Origin of the sequence: Pseudarthrobacter sp. AB1, assembly GCF_014926485.1 — a bacterium.
GTDB lineage: Bacteria > Actinomycetota > Actinomycetes > Actinomycetales > Micrococcaceae > Arthrobacter.
This window is the reverse complement of sequence record NZ_PZKO01000019.1, coordinates 1-19,775: the sequence shown is the minus strand read 5'-3', so window position 1 is coordinate 19,775 and position 19,775 is coordinate 1. Positions and strand designations below refer to the sequence as shown.

Here is a 19,775-nt window from a genome sequence, read left to right as displayed (position 1 = left end):
TCAGGCTCCTTCAGAAGCAGCGGTCAGGGCTGTCGGCGTGCCGGCCGGGGCGCTGGCCAGTTGGATGATGGAACTTTTCGCGGCGGCGGACTCTTCAATGGCGTTCAGGATCCGCTGGACGGTGAGGCCGTCCTCGAACGACGGCGAGGGCGGGGTTCCGGTGCTGATGGCGGTCAGGAAGTCGCGGATTTCGTGGGTGAAGGTGTGCTCCCAGCCGATGATGTGGCCCTGCGGCCACCACGCGTCAACGTACGGGTGCTCGGGCTCGCTGACCAGGATCCGGCGGAAGCCCTGCTCACGGGCAGGCACGGTGGCGTCCAGGAAGCCCAGTTCGTTGAGGTTCTCCAGATCGAAAAGGATGGCGCCTTTGTCGCCATAGATTTCCAGCTTGAGGGAGTTCTTCTGGCCGGTGGCCACCCTGGATACTTCCACCGAGGCGATTGCCCCTGAAGCGAGCGTCAGCGTGGCCCAGGCGGCGTCGTCGACCGTTACTTCCTCCTGACCGGCCGCTCCTGGACGGTGCGTGGTGAACGTGTGGGTCCGGCCGGACACTTCGGTGACCTGGTCCCCGAGCAGGAACAGCACCTGGTCGATCGCGTGGGAAGCGATGTCCCCGAGCGCCCCCGAGCCCGCTGTCTCCTTCTTAAGCCGCCACGTCATGGGTGCTTCGGCGTCTGAGAGCCAGTCCTGCAGATAGGCGGCGCGGACGTGCCGGACGGTGCCCACCCGGCCTTCCGCGATGAGTTCCTTCGCGAGGGCCAGCGCGGGTACCCGCCGGTAATTGAAGCCGATCATCGACTGCACGCCCTGGGCCCGTGCTGCCTGGGCGGCCGCTGCCATGGCCTCGGCTTCGGCAAGGGTATTGGCGAGCGGCTTCTCCACCAGGACATGTTTGCCTGCCTCAAGGGCAGCCATCGCGATCTCGGCGTGCATCCAGCCCGGGGCGCAAATGTCAACGATGTCGATGTCATCGCGTTCGATGACCGTCCGCCAGTCTGTGGATGTTTCAGTCCAGCCGTACTTCCCGGCGGCCTCGGCAACCCCGGCGGCGTCCCGGCCCACCAGGACTTTCTGCTCAAACGCCGGGACATCGAAAAAGCTGGCGACGTTCCGCCACGCGTTCGAATGGGCTTTGCCCATGAACGCATAACCGATCATCGCCACACCCAGTTTTTTGAGTTCCGGGCGCGGATTGTTCGCTGGTTTGTGTGAGGTCATGGTGGGGTTCCTAGAGGGTAGCGGCTTCCGGCGCCCAGTCCTCAGGGAGGGCTGGGGATGCCGGAGCAGAGCTTTCGACGTCCACGAAAGTTCCGGATTCCATGGATTCGGTGATTGAGACCATGGAATCCAGGACATGGTAGGCCAGGTCGCCGGTGGCGCGGTGCGGCACCCCGGCACGGATGGAGCGCGCCATGTCCAGGACGCCCATGCCACGGCCGTTGGCGGGTCCCGTGGCCGGGACGGTGGTCCAGTCCTCGTCACCGGCGCGCCAGAGCCGGATGTCGCCGTCGAAATTGTTGGGGTCCGGCAGGGACAGTGTGGCCTCCGTGCCAGTGATTTCCACGAAGCCCATCCGCACGCGGGGGGACTCGAAGGAGAAGACGCTATGCGAGGACGCCCCGCCCTCGAACTGCGCCATGGCGGACACATGCGTGGGCACCTCGACGGTGAATTCCTCGCCGGCTTTGGGCCCTGAACCAATAACCCTGACTTCCTTGGCTTTGGAGCCGACGGCGGCCACCTTGCGGATGGAGCCGAATGCCTGGATCAGGGTGGTGAGGTAGTACGGGCCCATGTCGAAGAGCGGGCCAGCGCCGTGCTGGAAAAGGAAAGCCGGGTTGGGGTGCCAGGATTCCGGACCGGGGGTCTGGAATGTGGTCATGGCGGTCAATGGCGTGCCGATGTCGCCGCGTTCGATGAGCCGCAAGGCGGTCTGCAGCCCGGCGCCCAGGAAGGTGTCCGGGGCGCAGCCGAGGCGGATCCCGGCGGCGTCGGCTGTTTTGAGCAGGCCGAGCCCGGACGCGCGGTCCAGGGAGAAGGGCTTCTCGGTCCAGACGTGCTTGCCGGCATTGACGGCGGCGGTGGCCACTTCCACGTGCGCCGCGGGGATGGTCAGGTTCACGATGATTTCGACGTCGGGATGGTTCAGCGCCGCGTCCACGCCGCCCCACTCGGCGATGCCGTATTCCTTGGCACGGGCCTCGGCGGCCTCTTCGAAGAGGTCTGCGATGACGAGGACTTTCAGGTCCGGGAAGACAGTGAGGTTGTCCAGGTATGCCTTGGAGATGTTGCCTGCGCCGATGACGGCGACGCCCACCGGGCCGCGGCGGGTCGATGCTGCGTGGCTCATGCGCGTGCTCCGGCCGTGCCGTTGCCCTGTGCGGCATTGAGGTAAGCGAGGCTCTCGGCGATGCCTTCGAAGATGTTCCCGGCGTAGTCATCGAACTCCACCACGCCCACTTCCAGGGATTTTGCGGCGGCGATGACGTCCAGCACGGCGACCTTGCCCTGACCCGCCGGCTGTTGCGCCTTGGTGTCGGTGTTCAGCGGTCCGTCCTTGATGTGGATGAACTTCACCCGATCGCCCAGGCGTTCCAGCACCGCCACGGGATCCTGGCCGCCCACGGCAACCCAGTAGGTGTCCACTTCGAGGACAACGTCGGGGTCCAAAAGGTCAGCGAAGTACTCCAGCGCGGTGCGGCCCTCGATGGTTGATTCAAGTTCCCACGCGTGGTTGTGGTAACCCACGCGGATGCCGTGCTCGGCGCCCTTTTTGGCTGCTGCGTTGAGCTTCGTGGCCGTGGCATGGATGCCTTCGGCGGACTGCCAGTGCTCGGCTGGAAGGTAGGGGTCGATGACGGTGGTGATGCCCAACTCCTTGGCCGCGGCAAAAATTTCGTCCTGGTCCTGGCTCAGCAGCGGTGCGTGCCCGGACGGCGCCGTCAGGCCGTTCTCCCTCAGCGCAGCTCCGAGCTCCTGGGCAGTTGCTACAAAGTTGTACGGCTCAACCTTCGTGAAGCCGATCTCGGCGACCTTGCGGATGGTGCCGGAAAGGTCCGCCTGGATCTGGTCCCGGAGTGTGTAGAGCTGGATCGAGTAGTTCATTGGTTCTCCTGATTGCAGACGAATCCACGTTGACTGAGTGCTGCCGTACTGAGGCGATGCCACCTCCACTAAAGCTAGAATGACTTTTGCCGATGGTCAAGCAAAAGTTGCCCGGATGTCGATATTCTTTATTTCGCGTGACAGGCAGAAGTTTCATGTGTTATTCATGATCCATGAGCCTCAGCCCCGGAACCGAGCACGCCGCCCCAGACCACGGCGGCAGCCTGGCGCGCGCCGGCGACCTCTTCCAGCTCCTGCGGGACGGCAAGGCGCGGACTCGTGCGGAGCTGGCCCTGACCACCGGATTGGCGCGTTCAACTGTCGCCGCTCGCATCGATGCCCTGATCGCCTCCGGCCTGGTGGGCGCGGCAGGTGAGGCGAACTCCAGCGGCGGCAGGCCGCCGTCGCGCTTTGCCTTCAACCCGGCGGCGCGCGCCGTCCTGGCCATCGACGTCGGCGCCACCCACGTGATTCTTGCGGTCACCGACCTCAGCGGTCGGGTTCTGGCGGAGCGGAGGCTGGCCCAGGATGTGGCTGCCGGCCCAGAGGCGGTGCTCGGCCGGGTGATCAAGGAGGGACGGGCGTTGCTTGAGCACACAGGACGGCAACCCCGCGACCTCGCCGGCGTCGGGATCGGCTTGCCGGGTCCCGTGGAGCACGCCACCGGAAAGCCCGTTAAACCGCCAATCATGCCGGGGTGGGACGGGTTCGACGTTGTCCCGTACGTCCAGCGTTCGCTGGCAGTGCCGGTGCTGGTGGACAACGACGTGAACATAATGGCGCTGGGGGAGCGGTCGGCGCACTGGCCGGAGCACGCTAATTTCCTGTTCATCAAAGTTGCCACCGGCATCGGATCCGGGATCATCAGCAACGGTGAACTGCAGCGCGGCGCTAATGGAACTGCGGGCGATCTGGGCCACGTACGCGTGCCGCGCGGCGATGACGTGCTGTGCCGGTGCGGAAACCATGGTTGCCTGGAGGCGCTCGCGTCCGGACCGGCCCTGGCCGCTGAACTGGAGCGGCAGGGTGTTCCTGCGCGCCACGGCAGCGACGTTCTGCGGCTGGTCGGCGAGGGAAATCCGAAGGCCATCCAGGCCTTACGCCAGGCGGGCCGGGATGTGGGCGACGTGCTGGCCACCGTGGTCAACCTGCTCAACCCGTCCGTGATTGTCATCGGCGGGAGCCTTGGCCAGGCAGGAGAGCACCTGATGGCCGGCGTTCGGGAAGTGGTCTATGGGCGGTCCCTGCCGCTGGCAACCAGCCACCTGCGGATCGCCCTGTCCGTAGCCGGGGACCAGGCGGCGATTCTTGGTGCGAGCCAGATGGTCACGCAGTACGTGTTGTCGCCTGCAGCCATTGAGGCGACGCTCCAGGCGGCCGGTTAGCTGCTAGGCCGCGATCAGTCTGCCGCTATCACTCTGTCGTGATCACTCGGACCGGCGTACCTTCCAGCCAGGACTTGACGCCCTCGAACGCGCCACCGTAGAACTGCCGGTAGCTCTCGGCCGTCACGTAGCCGAGGTGCGGGGACAATACAGTGTTGGGGGCGCTGAGCAGAGGGTGGCCCGCGGGAAGTGGTTCCTGGTCAAAAACGTCCAGGGCCGCGCCGCGGATCCAGCCCTCGTTCAAAGCCCGTACCAGGGAATCCTGGTTCACCAGCGGACCCCGGGAGGTGTTCACCAGGATGCCTTCCGGCCCCAGGAGCCGCAGTTCCTGCTCACCCACCATGTCCTCGGAACGGGGAGACAGCCGCAGGTGGAGGGACACGATGTCGGAGTTCCTGAAGAGGTCCTCCTTGCTGACCTTCCGGACCCCTGCCTTGGTAGCGGCCTCGTCGGTGAGATTCTGGCTCCAGGCGAGCACGTCCATGCCGAACGCCTGCCCGTACGCCGCGATCCGCCGCCCGATCTTGCCCAGGCCCACGATGCCCAGGGTCTTGCCGGACAGCTCCATGCCCACCGAGGACTGCCACGTGCCGGCGCGCAGTGAGTTCTCCTCGGCCGGCAGGTTGCGGGCGATCGCGAGCAGCAAAGCCCAGGTCAGTTCGGGCGCGGCGTTGGGGGATCCGGGCGTCCCGCAAACGGTGATGCCGAGTTCCCTTGCCGCGGCCACATCGACGGCGGCGTTGGCCATGCCGGTGGTCACCAGCAGCTTCAGCCCCGGGAGCCGTTCCAGCACGGTGCGGGGGAACGGGGTCCGCTCACGCATCGCAATGACGATCTGATAGTCGGCCAGCGCGGCTGCCAGGGCGTCTTCGGACTGGAAGGGCTCGCGGAAGACGGACGTTGCCACACCGGACCCCTCCAGAGATGCCCAGTCGGTGAAGGCATGCGCAACGTCCTGGTAGTCGTCGAGGATGGCAAGCCGTTGCTGCATGTGAGTTCCTTCGTCCGAGGGGTGCGGCAGTCCGACGGCGCGGCTCAATATCCCGCACGTTGGGGCCGGCTCGTGTGAGCTTCATCGTATGCCAGGGCGCCATGACGCTGCCTGCAGCTTCCGGCACAACACGGCGTGGTAGCAATGGAAGTGATGAAATCCTTTCCAGCTACCGCGGAATCCTCATGAGCGGACAATTCCTGGCCAAAGTTCCCAGGGCCTGGATCCTCCTGGCCTGCATCGGACTTCTGGCGCTGAACCTGCGCGGGCCTTTCGTTGCTGTTGCCCCGGTGGTTGACCTGATGCAGGCGGACCTCGGATTTACCCCCGTAATGCTGGGCCTGCTGACCAGCATCCCGGTGCTGTGCTTCGCGCTCGCAGCATCGCTGGCGTCACTGACCACGAGGAAACTCGGCGCGGAGTTCGCCGTCTCCCTCACCATCCTTGGTGTCCTGGCGGGCGTGATTGTACGCTCGGCAGGCGGCCCCGGACCGGTGGTGGTGGGCACGGTGATGATCGGCCTGGCCATCACGGTGGGCAACATCGCAGTGCCGTTAATTATCCGCCGCGACTTCTCCCCGTTGCGCCAAGGGACCGCCATGGGCGTGTACACAGCGGCGTTGAATATCGGCTCATTCCTGACATCGATGGTCACGGCGCCCCTGGCCGAGCTGGCCGGGTGGCGGGTGGCTCTGGCCTCCGTGGGCATCCTGGCCGTGATTGCCATCGTTTTCTGGACCCTCGCCGTGGGCGCCCGCACCGCGTTTGTGCCCTCCCGCGCCGCAGTGCCCGGCGGGCAGGATCACCCTGCCGTCAAGGGCTCCGGCTGGATTACCGCCGGGCTCACCGCAGGCTTCGCCGGACAGGCTTTTTCCTACTACGCAGTGACGGCGTGGCTGCCGAGCTACCTCAACGACGAGCTTGGCATGTCCGCTTCGGAGGCCGGGGCAGGGTCATCGCTGTTCCAGATCTTCGCCATTGTTGGCGGCCTGGGAGTACCGTTCGCAGCCAAGTATCTCAGTACGACGACGACGGCAGTCACCGTGGGCACACTGTGGACGGCCGTGCCGGCCGGGCTGTTGCTGGCGCCGGAGCTGTGGTGGCTGTGGTCCACCTTCGGCGGCATCGCGCAGGGCGGCGGGATCACGCTGATCTTCATCGCCATCATCAAGCTGGCCCGGGACCAGCTTTCCGCGGGCCGGATGTCCGCCACGGTCCAGGGGCTCGGTTACTGCTTCGGTGCGGTAGCCCCGCCGCTGGTGGGGTTTGTGCACGACACTTCGGGCTCGTGGACCCCGGCATTGCTGGTGATCCTGGGGTCCGTGCTTATTTTCTTCGTCAGCACAACCCTGGCCGTGCGGCTGGTGCCGAAAGGACGCTGACGCGTCCGCCGTCGTACGTTCCCTCCCCTGCTGATTTACCAACGCTCTCTCACTTAACGCAGCTTAACGACCGACGCTCTCTCACTATCTTGAGGATAGTGAGAGAGCGCCGGCGGGTCACACGGGGTGTTCCGTCGCCGGGCCGGCGCCCCGGATCTCGGGGATGCCTGTTGCGAAGGGCGTGCCTGCCCGGCAGACGGAAATCTATTCAGTAGCCTGCCGCAGCCTAGGCCGCGGAGAGCTCCTCTTTGGTTGCCTTTTCGCGGGCCTCGGTGAGGTAGCGGGCGTAGGCGGGGAGGGTCAGGAAGGACGGGAAGTCGGGGCTGAGGGTGACTTCCTCGAAGATGTCGCGGGAGTCTTCGAAGCGGTCGCCGTCGAAGCGCTCCAGGCGTGCGAACTCTTCGTCGAGCAGTTCCTCGATCCACTGGTGGGTGATGATTTCGCCGCGGTCGGTAATAGCGGACGCGAACATCCACTGCCAGATCTGGGAGCGGGAGATTTCCGCGGTGGCGGCGTCCTCCATGAGGTTGTGGATGGCGACGGCGCCGTTCCCGCGGAGCCAGGACTCGATGTAGCGGATGCCTACCTCGATGTTGTTCCGGATGCCCTGCTCGGTGATGGTGCCTTCGGTGGCGGCCACGTTGATGAGGGCTCGGTCATCGGGGATGACGTCCTCGCGGGTGCGGTCCAGCTGGTTGGGACGCTCGCCGAGGGTGGCATCGAAGACTTCGCGGCAGACCGGTACCAGGTCCGGGTGGGCCACCCAGGAGCCATCGAAGCCATCGCTGGCCTCGCGGGTCTTGTCGGCGCGGACTTTCTCGAACGCGTTGGTGTTGGCGGCCTCGTCCTTGCGGTTGGGGACGGCAGCGGCCATACCGCCGATGGCCATGGCGCCGCGCTTGTGGCAGGCACGGACCAGCTGTTCGGTGTAGGCACGCATGAACGGCTGCGTCATGGTCACCTGGGCGCGGTCCGGCAGGACGAACCGGGGGCCGCGGGTACGGAAATTCTTGATCAGGGAGAAAATGTAGTCCCACCGGCCGGCGTTCAGGCCCGACGCGTGATCACGCAGTTCGTAGAGGATCTCCTCCATTTCGAACGCCGCGGTGATGGTCTCGATCAGCACAGTGGCGCGGATGGTGCCCTGCGGGATGCCCAACAGGTCCTGGGCGAGGATAAAGATGTCATTCCACAGCCGTGCCTCGAGGTGGTTCTCGATCTTGGGCAGGTAGAAGTACGGGCCCTTGCCCTGGGCCAGGAGGCGGCGGGCGTTGTGGAAGAAGAACAGGCCGAAGTCCACGATGCCGCCGGCCACGGGAGCGCCGTCGATGATCATGTGCTTCTCGGGCAGGTGCCAGCCGCGGGGGCGCACCACGATGGTGGGCAGCTCGCCGGCCGGGCGGAGCTTGTATTCCTTGCCCTCAGGACTCGTGAAGTCGATCCGGCGTTCCAGCGCGTCGGTGAGGTTAAGCTGGCCCTTGATGACGTTCCGCCACGTGGGGGTGGAGGAGTCCTCCATGTCAGCGAGCCACACCTTCGCGCCGGAGTTCAGCGCATTGATGGTCATTTTCTTGTCCACCGGACCGGTGATCTCCACCCGGCGGTCCTCAAGGCCAGGGGCCGGGGGAGCGACGCGCCACGACGGGTCGTTTCGGATGTCCTCGGTTTCGCGGAGGAACCTGGGGTCCTGACCGGCGGCGATCTCGGCCCGGCGGGTCCGGCGTGCCTGCAGCAGTTCCTGCCGGCGCTCGGCCGTGGCCCGGTGCAGCTTGGCGACAAACTCCAGTGCATCCGGAGTGAGAACCTCGTCCTGCCGGCAAACAGGCTGCGCGGTCAAAGTGATCCCGTTGATGGTGAAGCTGTCAGTGAAGCTGTTCATTTCAATCTCTCCTGGTGCAGGGCCCAGCTGGGTAGCAGTAAGTGTCGTTGTGAGCCTCCAGAACGACACTTACTGCTACTTACTTGGGGAAATTTAGTGGAACTGGCCTTCTTCGGTGGATCCCACCAGTGCCAGGGTTGATGCGTTCGGGTTGAGCGCAGTTGCGATGTCGTCGAAGTAGCCGGTGCCGACTTCGCGCTGGTGCTTTGTCGCGGTGTAGCCGCGGGACTCGGAGGCGAATTCCTTCTCCTGCAGCTCGACGTAGGCGCTCATGCCTTCACGGGCGTAACCGTGGGCGAGATCGAACATCGAGTAGTTCAGGGCGTGGAAGCCGGCCAGGGTGATGAACTGGAACGTGAAGCCCATGGCGCCGAGTTCACGCTGGAACTTGGCGATGGTGGCGTCGTCCAGGTGCTTGCGCCAGTTGAACGACGGCGAGCAGTTGTAGGAGAGCATCTGGTCCGGGAAGTCAGCCTTGACGGCCTCGGCGAACTTGCGGGCAAGCTCCAGGTCCGGGGTGCCCGTCTCCATCCAGATGAGGTCGGAGTACGGGGCGTAGGCCTTGGCGCGGGCGATGCAGGGTTCGATGCCGTTGCGGACCTTGTAGAAGCCTTCCGGGGTACGTTCGCCGGTGACGAATTCCTTGTCGCGGGGATCGACGTCGGAGGTGATCAGCGTGGCTGCCTCGGCGTCGGTGCGGGCGATGACCACCGAAGGGGTGCCGGCGACGTCGGCGGCCAGGCGGGCCGCGTTCAGCGTCCGGACGTGCTGCTGGGTGGGGATCAGCACCTTGCCGCCGAGGTGGCCGCACTTCTTCTCCGAGGCGAGCTGGTCTTCCCAGTGCACACCCGACGCGCCGGCCTGGATCATGGATTTCATGAGCTCGTAGGCGTTCAGCGGGCCGCCGAAGCCGGCCTCGGCGTCGGCAACGATCGGCACCATCCAGTCCTCAACAGTCTGGATGCCTTCGGAGAATTCAATCTGGTCGGCACGGAGCAGCGCGTTGTTGATGCGGCGCACCACTGTGGGAACCGAGTTGGCCGGGTACAGCGACTGGTCCGGGTAGGTGTGGCCGGAGTTGTTGGCATCAGCGGCGACCTGCCAGCCGGAGAGATAGATGGCGCGCAGGCCGGCCTTGACCTGCTGCACGGCCTGGTTGCCGGTCAGGGCGCCCAGTGCGTTGGTGTACCCGCCGGTCTTGTGCTCTTCCGTGAGCTGCTTCCACAGCTTCTCGGAACCGCGGCGGGCCAGCGTGTGTTCCTCGGAGACACGGCCGCGGAGCTTGACGACATCCGTTGCCTTGTAGTCACGGGTCACACCTTCCCAGCGGGGATTCGCGGCCCACTCGAGCTCCAGGGCGGCGGCCTGCTCTTCGGGCGTCTGCTGGGTGGGCTCAAATGCTGCAGTCATCGTTGTCTCCTTGATTGAGCTCCGGGTGGTATCTGCCGGCCGGAGCTGCTTCGTTGCAGTTCCGGCCGGCTACCCCGGTGCGGTGTTTCTTTCCGTGATTACTACTTTTCAGCACTTCGGAACACTTCTCTAGGGGAAAGCTATGGAAAGAAATGCACTTCTTCGCGTATGCTCAAGAAATGACGCCTGGAAGCTGGAACCGCGAAGTAGTACTGCCCCCGTCGTCCGCCGCCTCCCTGGAACTGGACGTCATCAGCCTGGGCCGCCGCGTGCGGCATCTGCGCAAGCAGGCCGGGTACACGCTCGATGACCTGGGCGCCGCCGTCGGGACCGCCCCCAGCCAGTTGAGCCTGATCGAAAACGGCAAACGGGAGCCCAAACTTTCCCTGCTGCAGGCGCTGGCAGCCGCGCTCAACGTGAGTATCGACCAGTTGCTTGGCGCCGAACCGCCAAGCCGCCGCGCGGCCCTGGAAATTGAGCTGGAACGCTACCAGCGCGGGCCCCTTTATGAGTCCCTTAATCTGCCCAAAATCCGCATCAGCTCACGGCTCCCAGCCGACGTGCTGGAGGCGCAGGTGGGGCTGCTGCACGAGCTCGAACGCAAGCTTAACGAGCAGGTGGCCACGCCGGAGGAGGCCCGTCGCGCAAACGGTGAGCTGCGTGCCATGATGCGCGAGCGCGGCAACTACTTTCCGGAGTATGAGGCCGAGGCGCAGAAGGTGCTGGGGCTGGTGGGATACACGGCCGGGCCGCTGAGCCAGCACGTCATTGCCGACATCGCCGAGAAGCTTGGATTCACCCTCCACCACGTGAGTGACCTGCCGCATTCCACGCGTTCCGTGACGGATTTGAAGAACCACAGAATCTACCTGACGCAGAGCCAGCGGCAGGATCACGACCCCCGGTCCGTGCTGCTGCAGGCGCTGGGTCACTACGTTTTGGGGCACGAGACGCCGAAGAACTATGGCGATTTCCTCGCCCAGCGGGTCGCCACCAACTACTTCGCGGCCGCCTTGCTGCTGCCGGAGCAGGCCGCCGTGGACTACCTGCAGAAAGCCAAGGCTGCCAAGGAAATCGCGGTTGAGGACATCCGTGACGCATTTGCCGTGTCCTACGAGACCGCTGCCCACCGCTTCACCAACCTGGCCACGAAGCACCTGGGTATCACCACGCACTTCCAGAAGACCCACCAGAGCGGCATCATCTTCAAGGCCTACGAGAACGACGGCGTGACGTTCCCGATGGACCATACTGGCGCCATCGAGGGCCAGCCGTCGTGCAAGGCATGGACGTCGCGGGCGGTGTTCGATGTGCCGGACAAGTTCAGCGCCTACAGCCAGTACACCGACACTCCGTCCGGCACGTACTGGTGCACAGCCCGGACCGAGCGCTCGGTCAACGGCGAGTTCTCGCTGTCGATCGGGGTACCGTACCAGCATGTGAAGTGGTTCCGCGGCCGGGAAACCACTGCCCGCGAAAAGTCCACCTGCCCGGACCCGAACTGCTGCAAACGTCCACCGGCGGCGCTGGCCTCCGAGTGGGCGGGCAACGCCTGGCCGTCTGCCCGGGCCCACTCACACCTGCTGGCTGCGATGCCGCCCGGGGCGTTCCCCGGCGTGGACGAGACCGAGGTCTACAGCTTTTTGGCGGCGCACTCGGGGAGCTGACCGCAGGGACGCTCTCTCACCTAATGCGGGTCTTTCAAGGACGCCCTCTCACTGTCCTAAGGAAAGCGAGAGAGCGTTTGCGTATTTGCTGCAACAAGTGGGAGAGCGTTTCGTTACCCGTGGAGTTCCCGGTACGCGGCAGCGGCACCAGGGTGAAGGGGCAAACCGGCGGTGTTGATCAGGGATTCCGGGCTGAGGAACTGAACGCCCAGGCTGGAGCGCGGGATGAGTTCCTCGGCGTGGACCACCAGCAGTTTGACGGTCCGCTTGACGGTTTGGTCGTCAAGATCGCTCCGGCACAGCAGCAGGTTCGCGACGCCCACCGTCCACACGGACGGAATCCCCGCGTAGGCGCCCGCCGGGATCAGCACCCGGTCGTAGAAAACGCCGTATTTGGCCCGCAGCGCCGGCAGCAGCGCGGACAGATCGAGGAAACCCAGCCCGACGTCGTCGTTCGCGGCAGCAATGGCCGCGGTGGGCACTCCTCCTGACCAGAACAACGCGTCCACTGTTCCGTCCCGCAGGGCCGCTAGGCCCCCGTTGAGGCCGAGGCTCAGCATCGTGACGCCGTCGGCGGTGCCGGCAGTGGTGCTCAGCCCGGCTGCTTCGATCAGCCGCGGAGTGGTCAGCGACGTCCCCGAGCCGGGCTCGCCGACAGCCACGGTCCGGCCGGCAAGCCCGCCAATGTCCCGGATCCCGCTGTTCCGCCGGATGACGCAGTGGACGTAGTTCTCGTACACCTTTCCCACAGCGGAAAGTCCGACGGCGGGCGTCTCACCCACCGCGGTGCGTTGGGCGGCTGAGTCCGCAAGGGCGACGGCGAACGTGGCTTTGCCGGTCAGTAGATGTTCGAGGTTGTCCAGGCTGCCACCGGTAGTCAGCGCCGACGCCTGGCCGGCTACGCCGTGACGCTGGAGGGACGCCGCCAACAGCTCGGCGAACTCCAGATAGAAGCCGCCAGGCTCGCCGCCGGCCACGGTGACCGTGCCCGGGCGGTCCGGGGGCGTGCACGCACCCAGGGTCGGCAGGAGCAGTCCGGACATCCCGGCGAGCCCGGCCTTGAGGACGGTCCGCCGCGGGGGAAGTGGCGGAGACATGGGCAGGTCCAGCGCTCCGGTCAGGCGCGCTCCGGTCAGGTCAGCCACGCGGAACCACCTGCTCCGGTCCGGCAAAGGGTCCCGGCAAACGTCCTGGCACGTCCGCTGCGCCCGGAAACTCGAGGCGCGCGATCAGGCCATGCGGCGATGCCTCGGCAAGCACCAGCCGGCCACCGTTCGCTGCTGCCAGCTTGTCCACGATGGTCATGCCCAGCCCGGTGCCGCTAGTGGTCCGGTGCGCCGGGGACCGCCAGAAGCGGCCCGTAGCCGCTGTCCGTTCGTCGGCCGAAAGCCCGGGGCCGTCGTCGGACACTTCGATGGCCACCATGCTTTGGCGGGCGCGGGCAGCGACCGAGATGTGGGCGCCGGGAGCGTACTTGATGGCGTTGTTCAGAAGTTCGCCGACCATCTGGGCCAGCTCGGCGGCGCTGCAGGCGATGTGCACGGCGGGGGCAGGCGGATCTTCGAGCAGGATCGATGCTCCGCTGCGCTGGGCGGCAGGGCCCGACCGTTCGGATTCTTCCTGCAGAACCGGATAAGGATCAAGGGGCGCCTGCGCCGCACGTGACGTGGTTCCCAGCGGGCCCCGGGCGGAGTCTTCAGAGGCCCTGTGCTCGGCGGCCGCCAGCTTCAGTACCCCGTCCAGGATCTCCTCCACGCGCTCGAGCTCGGCCAGCACCCCAGCCGCGGCGTCGTGTTCCCGGGCGGTCTTAAGTTCCAGCTGCAGCAGATCGATCCTGAGCCGCAGGGCGCCCACGGGATTGCGCAGTTCGTGCGACGTGTCCGCTATCAGTTGCCGTTGGGAGTCGAGGCTGTTGCTGACGGTCTGCGCCATGGCGGTGAATGAACGGCTCAGCTCCCGCAGCTCCGGCGGCCCGTCCTCGGGGAGTCGGCCGGTCCGTCCTGTCGCCTCAAGTTCGGTGACGGCCGCGTTCAGCCGGTTCACAGGGCGCAGCACCCACCGGGTTACGCCGGCCGCGCCCAGGAGGAGCGCCGCCGCCAGGGCTGCCGCCGCCAATCCCACCACTATCCACCGCTCACGAAGTTTCTGCCGGGCAGCGTCCAGGTTGACCTCGAGAACGGCCTCGCCCAGGACCTGGCTGGCGCTGCCAAAGGAACGGGAGATCACCTCGGAGGATGGCCCGAACGGCTGCAGCGGGGCGAGCGTGGTGTCGTTGAGGTTCAGGTTCGCCCTGGCCACCGAATCCCGGACGTCCGGCCTATCCTCGCTCAGGCCGCCGGCGCGAAGGGTTCCCTGCTGGAGGCGGATGAGGACTCCCTCCCCGTAAAGTCCGGAATACCGGTCCATCTCCGTCTGCAATTGCCCGGTCTCGCCGGTGGAAGCTGCGTCAAACGCCACTTGCGCCAGGCGGTTGAGCGACGCGGCACGGTTGATCTGCAGTTCCTGGGTCAGTTCCCGGCTGGCGGAGGACAGGATGGCGTTGGAGGTGATGATGACGATGAGCAGCGCCATGACGCTGAGGACGCCCAGCACGCGCAGTTTCACGCTTGGCCCGCCTCGACCCGGTAACCAACGCCGCGGACGTTGATGATGAAGCCCGGTAACTGGAGTTTGGCCCGCAGCCCGGTCAGGTGCACGTCAAGGGACCGGGAAGAGGCCACAAAAGCGTCGCCCCACAGCGCGTCCAGGATCTGTTCGCGGGTGACCACCGACCCCGCATGGCTGGCTAGAAGCGCCAGCAGGTCGAACTCGGTGGCCGTCAACGGGAGGACCTCGGAACGGAGGGCAGCCACGCGCCGCTCGAGGTCGATCTCAAGTTCACCCAGCACCACGCTCTGCTGCCGCAGGGCGCTATTGCGGCCGGCACGCCGGGTGACGGCTTCGATGCGGGCAAGAAGTTCCACGAGCTTCACCGGCTTGACGAGGTAGTCGTCTGCTCCGGACCGCAGGCCGAGCACCACGCTGCGTTCGTCGTCGCGAGCGGTGAGAATCAGGATCGGCACCGGCGTGACCTGGCGCAGCTTCCGCAGCACTTCCAAGCCATCCATATCGGGAAGGCCCAGGTCCAGCAGGATCACTTCGAACTTCCGGTGGACCAGCAGGGCGTCGGCTCCGCGGGCAACGCGGGTGGGGTGGTGCCCGGCCGTCGCAACGGCTGCGGCGAGGGCGGACGCCATGGCGTCGTCGTCCTCGACGATGAGCAACTCCATGTCCTGTTCCCTTGTTCGTTGAGCGGGCACCTGCAACCTGCCCGCTTTGGAGGTTACCCCTTCCCCCGGTGAAACCTAAGGAAGTGTTAGGAAATGCCCTCCCACGTTGGATGTGCCTTGGCTCACGCATAACTTGGATCAGGTCCTCGGTGTTCAAGGGGGACCGCCAATTTCGAGGAGGAACCATGGGCAACGAAGCCATGGAAAGCATGAAAGTAAGCCAGAAGGCGCAGAAGCCCAGGAAGGTTCAGCGATGAGCACCCAGCAAACCGAAGTCCAAAGCGAGTCAGCCCAGACCCGCCGGGCCGTGAGCAACATCCTCAAGGGTTCATCCGGCAACCTCGTGGAGTGGTACGACCTCTACGTCTACACAGTCTTCGCCGCCTATTTCCAGTCGCACTTCTTCAACTCAACGGACCAGCTCCAGGCTGGTCTCGAGGCGATGGCCGTCTTTTCGACGTCGTTCCTGATGCGACCGGTCGGCGCCTGGTTCTTCGGCCGCTATGCCGATCGCAAGGGCCGCAAAGCCGCCCTGACGCTCAGCGTGACGATCATGTCCGCCGGCTCCTTCGCCATCGCCATCCTGCCGACCACCCAGCAGATAGGCGTCTGGGCGCTGATCCTGCTGATCCTTGTGCGGCTGGTCCAGGGGTTCTCCGTGGGCGGCGAATACGGCACCAGCGCCACCTACATGTCCGAGGCTGCAACGTCCAAGCGGCGCGGCTTCTTCTCCAGCTTCCAGTACGTGACCCTGATCGGCGGCCAGATGATGGCTCTTCTGGTTCTGGTCGTTTTGCAGAACGTTATGCCAAAAGGCGACCTGACCGAATGGGGCTGGCGCATCCCGTTCGCGATCGGGGGCGTCGCCGCGCTCGTGGTCCTGTGGCTGCGGCGCTCGATGGAGGAAACCGTGTCCGCCGAGCAGGTCGCGGCCGCCAAGGCGCCCGTCGCGGCTGGCCAAGCCCAGCCGGGCACCATGAAGCTGCTGTTCACCCAGCACTGGAAGCCGCTGCTGATCTGCATCGGCGTCACCCTCGGCGGCACCGTGGCGTTCTACACGTACACCAACTTCATCCTGAAGTTCATGAACGATACCTCCGGCATCGCCAAGACCGACACCTCCGTGATCAACTTCTGGGCGCTGTTCATCTTCATGCTGCTCCAGCCGGTCTACGGGATCATCTCGGACAAGGTCGGGCGCCGGCCGCTGCTGCTCTGGTTCGGCATTACCGGCGTCCTCTTCACCTGGCCGCTGCTCTCCACCCTGTCCAACACCAAGGATCCGTTCACGGCGTTCCTGCTCATGATGGGTGGCCTGCTCATTGTTGGCGGCTACACCTCCATCAACGCCCTCGTGAAGGCCGAGCTGTTCCCCGCCTCCATCCGCGCCCTCGGTGTCGGTTTGGGCTACGCGATCGCCAACTCGCTCTTCGGCGGCACGGTCCCGCTGCTTGGTGCCGCGTTCCAGAAGGCCGGGCGGGTGGATCTGTTCTTCACTTATGTCACGGTTGCCATTGCCATCTCGCTGGTGGTCTACATCTTCGCCCTGAAGAACAAGAAGGCCACGCACCTGGACCGCGAACAGGGCGATGCCTGGAACCGGCCTGCCAAGGACGATGACAAGGACAAAGACCTCATCAACGTCTAGACGCTGAGGCAGAGGCTCCGGTGAGCGCACGACGGCGGGTGGCCGCCCGCCGTCGTCCGTTCACCGCCGTCACCACTTCCGCACCAGAACGCTCTCTCACTTCCTGCAGGTTTTCTCCAAACGCTCTCTCACATTCTTAAGGAAAGTGAGAGAGCGTCCCTGGTATATCAGGTTGCGCGTTCAGGCGGCGGGACTATATTGGCCCTGACAGCCAATCAACCTGATCGCGGGAGTGTGCACTCATGGCCAAGGAACTCGCCACCCAGCTCATCGAACAGCTCCAGGCTGCGGGGGTGCAGCGGATTTACGGGATTGTGGGCGACAGCCTCAACCTGATCGTCGATGCGGTCCGACAAACCGGAGGCGCCAAGGAGGACGGAATCGACTGGATCCACGTCCGGCATGAAGAGGCCGCCGCATTCGCCGCCGCAGCGGAAGCCCAGCTGACCGGCAGGCTGGCCGTATGTGCGGGATCCTGCGGCCCGGGCAATCTCCACCTGATCAACGGCCTATACGATGCGAACCGCTCGGGGGCGCCCGTGCTGGCCATCGCGTCCCACATCCCCAGCAAGCAGATCGGCAGCAGCTTCTTCCAGGAAACCCACCCGGACCGGCTCTTCAACGAGTGTTCGGTCTACTCGGAACTGGTCAGCACCGCCGAGCAGGCGCCGCGAGTGATGCACAGCGCCATCCAGCACGCCCTCGGGCTCGGGGGAGTCGCCGTCGTCACGCTTCCCGGTGACATCGCGGGGCTGCAAGCGACAGCCGAAGCGCCGCTGCCCGCCACGTTCCGGCGCGCCACGCTCAACCCGGATCCGGCCAGCGTCCGGGAGTTGGCCGAGGCGATCAACGACGCCGGGAAGGTCGCCATTTTCGCGGGCGCCGGCGTGGAGGGCGCCCACGACGAATTGATCTCCCTCGCGGAACTGATCAACGCCCCGATCGGGCACACACTCCGCGGAAAGGATTTTGTTCAGTACAACAACCCCTACGACATCGGGATGACAGGCCTGCTGGGTTACGGCGCTGCCGCGGAGGGGATCGAGGACGCTGACCTGCTGATCCTGTTGGGCACCGACTTTCCCTATGACCAGTTCCTGCCGGAAACCCGTACCGCCCAGGTGGACCGTGCAGCGCACAGGCTGGGACGGCGGACCGACGTCGACGTCGCAGTCCACGGCGACGTGCGGCCCACCCTCGCCGCACTGATGCCGCTGCTGAAGCCGAAAAAGACCCGCCGCTTCCTCGACAGGATGCTCAAGAAGCATGACCGGCTGATGAACAAGGCCGTGGGGGCCTACACCCGCAAAGTGGAGAAGAAACAGCCGATCCACCCGGAGTACGCGGCCTCCCTGCTGGACCAGGTGGCCGCGAAGGATGCCATCTTCACGGCGGACACCGGCATGTGCAATGTCTGGACGGCCCGGTACGTCAACCCCCTCGGCACGCGGCGGCTGATCGGTTCGTATCTGCACGGTTCCATGGCCAATGCCCTGCCCCACGCCATCGGCGCCCAGTTGGCATTCCCCCGCCGGCAGGTGGTGTCAGTATCGGGCGACGGCGGCCTGTCGATGCTGCTGGGCGAACTCGTCACCGTGGCTGCCCACAAACTGCCGGTCAACGTTGTGGTCTTCAACAATTCCACCCTCGGCATGGTCAAGCTGGAAATGCTGGTGGACGGGCTTCCCGACTTTGGCGTGGACGTGCCCGACGCCGACTACGCCGCCGTCGCCCGGGCCCTGGGATTCCATGCCGTGCGGGTTACGGACCCGGCGCGGATCGAGGGGGCTTACCGCGCAGCCTTCGCCCATCCCGGTCCGTCGCTGGTGGAGTTGATTACGGATCCGCAGGCCCTCTCGATTCCGCCGAAGATTTCCGGATCCCAGGTGCTTGGTTTCGCGACTGCCATGTCCAAGGTGGTGCTGAACCGCGGTGCCGGTGAGGCGGTCAGTATGGCCCGGAGCAACCTGCGGAACATTCCCCGGCGGTAGGCTCGGCGCGCCGCGCGTCCTGTGCGCCGTGCGGATCGGCGAAAGCAAAATGAGTGCAAAGCGTGACCCTGCCGTCATCGTCTTGCACCGCCGTCGCTGTTTGACTGGGAGAAGGCGGATTCCCGCCCTTGTGCGCCGCGGGAGGCAACTGAAGTGTTTCGTTCACAGCGGATTGTGGCGCTCGGCGGGGTATACCGCCGAGCTGCGTTCCTTCCGGACTTCCGCTCTGGTCCTCGGCGAGGCCCTGCTGACCAATGGCGGCGACGGCTCCAACGGAAACATCGTGTCCTCGCCCGGGAGCCTTCTGGTTGCCCTCGCCATGCTTCGTGCGGGAGCGTACGGCGAGACGGCGGCCGAGATGGACAGCGTCCTGCGATTTCCCGCAGCGAAGCGCGATGCGGCCATGAACTCGGTTCTCCGCTCGCTCGAAAGGCAGCCTCCGCAGTTTTCAGTGCGGAAATGCTGACGGAAATCGCGGATGCCTTCGACGCTGGAGCACTGGAGCGGGTGCAGATCCAGCTACCGCGCTGGGACCGCTGTCACTCAGATCAACGGAGCTGTCTCCAGCGCTCCGCCGGGGCCTGAGCGGTCCATTAGCTTCAACCGGCCGTTCCACTACCAGATCGTGCATGTTGCAACGGGCCTGCCGCTCTTCATGGGAACGGTGGCCGACCCGCGGTAGACGCTCTCTCAGTTAATGCAGGAAAACCCCAAACGCTCTCTCACTTTCCCTAAGAAAGTGAGAGAGCCCCTCTTCGTCAAGCTGGTTGTGAGTCATTCATTAGCTGTTGATTGAAGGAGCCGGCGGTGCCCGTTGATAACAAGGGTTTTACGCGTGAAGAGATCCGTGAGTTCATGCATGAGTATTATTTGCAGCCGCACGGGACCAGGAAGGAGTGGCTTGCCTCGAAGTCCATTTCCGACTGGACGTTCCGCAGGTGGCGCAAGATGTTGGTCCAGGGCGATATCGACCGTGGCCTGATTCCGCGGGAGCATGGAGGCATGGTCCCTACAAATCGTGAGCTCTCCGCGTTTGAAAAAGCACGCG

The 19,775-nt window shown here is 65.3% G+C and carries 16 protein-coding genes and 1 pseudogene; 8 read left to right on the top strand and 9 right to left on the bottom strand.

Features of this window, described 5'->3' with window-relative positions; translation table 11 throughout:
* The 3 genes from DAD99_RS05825 to DAD99_RS05815 are packed head-to-tail and all read right to left on the bottom strand — an operon-like array spanning position 1 to position 3,105.
* Positions 1 to 1,218: a Gfo/Idh/MocA family protein gene (locus DAD99_RS05825; RefSeq protein WP_227007719.1), complete on the bottom strand. Its 1,218-nt coding sequence runs from the start codon at positions 1,216 to 1,218 to the stop codon at positions 1 to 3.
* Positions 1,219 to 1,228: 10 nt separating this feature from the next.
* Positions 1,229 to 2,350 (bottom strand): Gfo/Idh/MocA family protein, encoded by a 1,122-nt coding sequence (locus tag DAD99_RS05820; protein ID WP_193340740.1) that lies wholly within the window; start codon positions 2,348 to 2,350, stop codon positions 1,229 to 1,231.
* Positions 2,347 to 3,105, bottom strand: a complete 759-nt coding sequence (locus tag DAD99_RS05815) for a sugar phosphate isomerase/epimerase (RefSeq protein ID WP_193340739.1) — start codon at positions 3,103 to 3,105, stop codon at positions 2,347 to 2,349. The genes DAD99_RS05820 and DAD99_RS05815 overlap by 4 nt, the downstream gene beginning before the upstream one ends.
* Positions 3,106 to 3,278: 173 nt before the next feature.
* Between DAD99_RS05815 and DAD99_RS05810 the strand changes: the two genes are divergently transcribed.
* Positions 3,279 to 4,490 (top strand): ROK family transcriptional regulator, encoded by a 1,212-nt coding sequence (locus DAD99_RS05810; protein ID WP_193340738.1) that lies wholly within the window; start codon positions 3,279 to 3,281, stop codon positions 4,488 to 4,490.
* Between the two features lie 28 nt (positions 4,491 to 4,518).
* Here the strand turns inward: DAD99_RS05810 and DAD99_RS05805 are convergent, their stop codons facing one another.
* The gene (locus DAD99_RS05805; protein WP_193340737.1) at positions 4,519 to 5,481 is read right to left on the bottom strand and encodes a D-2-hydroxyacid dehydrogenase family protein; all 963 of its coding nucleotides are present in this window, start codon (positions 5,479 to 5,481) and stop codon (positions 4,519 to 4,521) included.
* A 185-nt stretch (positions 5,482 to 5,666) separates the two neighbouring features.
* Between DAD99_RS05805 and DAD99_RS05800 the strand changes: the two genes are divergently transcribed.
* Positions 5,667 to 6,863 (top strand): CynX/NimT family MFS transporter, encoded by a 1,197-nt coding sequence (locus tag DAD99_RS05800; protein ID WP_193340736.1) that lies wholly within the window; start codon positions 5,667 to 5,669, stop codon positions 6,861 to 6,863.
* Positions 6,864 to 7,089: 226 nt separating this feature from the next.
* Here DAD99_RS05800 and aceB read toward each other — a convergent pair whose 3' ends face one another.
* Entirely contained in the window at positions 7,090 to 8,742 is a 1,653-nt protein-coding gene (aceB, locus tag DAD99_RS05795) for a malate synthase A (RefSeq protein WP_185262476.1), read from the bottom strand.
* A 93-nt stretch (positions 8,743 to 8,835) separates the two neighbouring features.
* Positions 8,836 to 10,152, bottom strand: a complete 1,317-nt coding sequence (gene aceA / locus DAD99_RS05790; protein WP_185262477.1) for an isocitrate lyase — start codon at positions 10,150 to 10,152, stop codon at positions 8,836 to 8,838.
* A 152-nt stretch (positions 10,153 to 10,304) separates the two neighbouring features.
* Between aceA and DAD99_RS05785 the strand changes: the two genes are divergently transcribed.
* Positions 10,305 to 11,819 (top strand): XRE family transcriptional regulator, encoded by a 1,515-nt coding sequence (locus tag DAD99_RS05785; RefSeq protein ID WP_185262478.1) that lies wholly within the window; start codon positions 10,305 to 10,307, stop codon positions 11,817 to 11,819.
* A gap of 113 nt (positions 11,820 to 11,932) precedes the next feature.
* Here the strand turns inward: DAD99_RS05785 and DAD99_RS05780 are convergent, their stop codons facing one another.
* The 3 genes from DAD99_RS05780 to DAD99_RS05770 are packed head-to-tail and all read right to left on the bottom strand — an operon-like array spanning position 11,933 to position 15,088.
* Entirely contained in the window at positions 11,933 to 12,916 is a 984-nt protein-coding gene (locus tag DAD99_RS05780) for a TAXI family TRAP transporter solute-binding subunit (RefSeq protein WP_193340772.1), read from the bottom strand.
* A gap of 40 nt (positions 12,917 to 12,956) precedes the next feature.
* The gene (locus tag DAD99_RS05775; protein ID WP_193340735.1) at positions 12,957 to 14,423 is read right to left on the bottom strand and encodes a HAMP domain-containing sensor histidine kinase; all 1,467 of its coding nucleotides are present in this window, start codon (positions 14,421 to 14,423) and stop codon (positions 12,957 to 12,959) included.
* Complete coding sequence (locus DAD99_RS05770; protein WP_193340734.1) at positions 14,420 to 15,088, bottom strand: response regulator transcription factor; 669 nt, start codon at positions 15,086 to 15,088, stop codon at positions 14,420 to 14,422. The genes DAD99_RS05775 and DAD99_RS05770 overlap by 4 nt, the downstream gene beginning before the upstream one ends.
* Positions 15,089 to 15,341: 253 nt before the next feature.
* Here DAD99_RS05770 and DAD99_RS05765 point away from each other — a divergent pair, with 253 nt between their 5' ends.
* From DAD99_RS05765 to DAD99_RS05750, 5 genes and pseudogenes are all read left to right on the top strand, one after another.
* On the top strand, positions 15,342 to 16,736 hold the full coding sequence (locus DAD99_RS05765; RefSeq protein WP_193340733.1) for an MFS transporter: 1,395 nt from the start codon (positions 15,342 to 15,344) through the stop codon (positions 16,734 to 16,736).
* Positions 16,737 to 16,978: 242 nt separating this feature from the next.
* Complete coding sequence (locus DAD99_RS05760) at positions 16,979 to 18,727, top strand: pyruvate dehydrogenase (RefSeq protein ID WP_193340732.1); 1,749 nt, start codon at positions 16,979 to 16,981, stop codon at positions 18,725 to 18,727.
* A gap of 172 nt (positions 18,728 to 18,899) precedes the next feature.
* Positions 18,900 to 19,193, top strand: a complete 294-nt coding sequence (locus tag DAD99_RS21535; RefSeq protein WP_227007718.1) for a serpin family protein — start codon at positions 18,900 to 18,902, stop codon at positions 19,191 to 19,193.
* Positions 19,194 to 19,205: 12 nt separating this feature from the next.
* Positions 19,206 to 19,409: a serpin family protein gene (locus tag DAD99_RS22260; RefSeq protein ID WP_227007717.1), complete on the top strand. Its 204-nt coding sequence runs from the start codon at positions 19,206 to 19,208 to the stop codon at positions 19,407 to 19,409.
* A 125-nt stretch (positions 19,410 to 19,534) separates the two neighbouring features.
* Positions 19,535 to 19,775, top strand: a pseudogene (locus tag DAD99_RS05750) (hypothetical protein); the annotation flags it as partial.

What these genes read in the sequence shown, in the direction of transcription:
- DAD99_RS05825 (WP_227007719.1), bottom strand. Translation starts at nt 1,218, where the DNA reads ATGACCTCACACAAACCAGCGAACAATCCGCGCCCGGAACTCAAAAAA.
- DAD99_RS05820 (WP_193340740.1), bottom strand. Translation starts at nt 2,350, where the DNA reads ATGAGCCACGCAGCATCGACCCGCCGCGGCCCGGTGGGCGTCGCCGTC.
- DAD99_RS05815 (WP_193340739.1), bottom strand. Translation starts at nt 3,105, where the DNA reads ATGAACTACTCGATCCAGCTCTACACACTCCGGGACCAGATCCAGGCG.
- DAD99_RS05810 (WP_193340738.1), top strand. Translation starts at nt 3,279, where the DNA reads ATGAGCCTCAGCCCCGGAACCGAGCACGCCGCCCCAGACCACGGCGGC.
- DAD99_RS05805 (WP_193340737.1), bottom strand. Translation starts at nt 5,481, where the DNA reads ATGCAGCAACGGCTTGCCATCCTCGACGACTACCAGGACGTTGCGCAT.
- DAD99_RS05800 (WP_193340736.1), top strand. Translation starts at nt 5,667, where the DNA reads ATGAGCGGACAATTCCTGGCCAAAGTTCCCAGGGCCTGGATCCTCCTG.
- aceB (WP_185262476.1), bottom strand. Translation starts at nt 8,742, where the DNA reads ATGAACAGCTTCACTGACAGCTTCACCATCAACGGGATCACTTTGACC.
- aceA (WP_185262477.1), bottom strand. Translation starts at nt 10,152, where the DNA reads ATGACTGCAGCATTTGAGCCCACCCAGCAGACGCCCGAAGAGCAGGCC.
- DAD99_RS05785 (WP_185262478.1), top strand. Translation starts at nt 10,305, where the DNA reads ATGCACTTCTTCGCGTATGCTCAAGAAATGACGCCTGGAAGCTGGAAC.
- DAD99_RS05780 (WP_193340772.1), bottom strand. Translation starts at nt 12,916, where the DNA reads ATGTCTCCGCCACTTCCCCCGCGGCGGACCGTCCTCAAGGCCGGGCTC.
- DAD99_RS05770 (WP_193340734.1), bottom strand. Translation starts at nt 15,088, where the DNA reads ATGGAGTTGCTCATCGTCGAGGACGACGACGCCATGGCGTCCGCCCTC.
- DAD99_RS05765 (WP_193340733.1), top strand. Translation starts at nt 15,342, where the DNA reads ATGAGCACCCAGCAAACCGAAGTCCAAAGCGAGTCAGCCCAGACCCGC.
- DAD99_RS05760 (WP_193340732.1), top strand. Translation starts at nt 16,979, where the DNA reads ATGGCCAAGGAACTCGCCACCCAGCTCATCGAACAGCTCCAGGCTGCG.
- DAD99_RS22260 (WP_227007717.1), top strand. Translation starts at nt 19,206, where the DNA reads ATGCCTTCGACGCTGGAGCACTGGAGCGGGTGCAGATCCAGCTACCGC.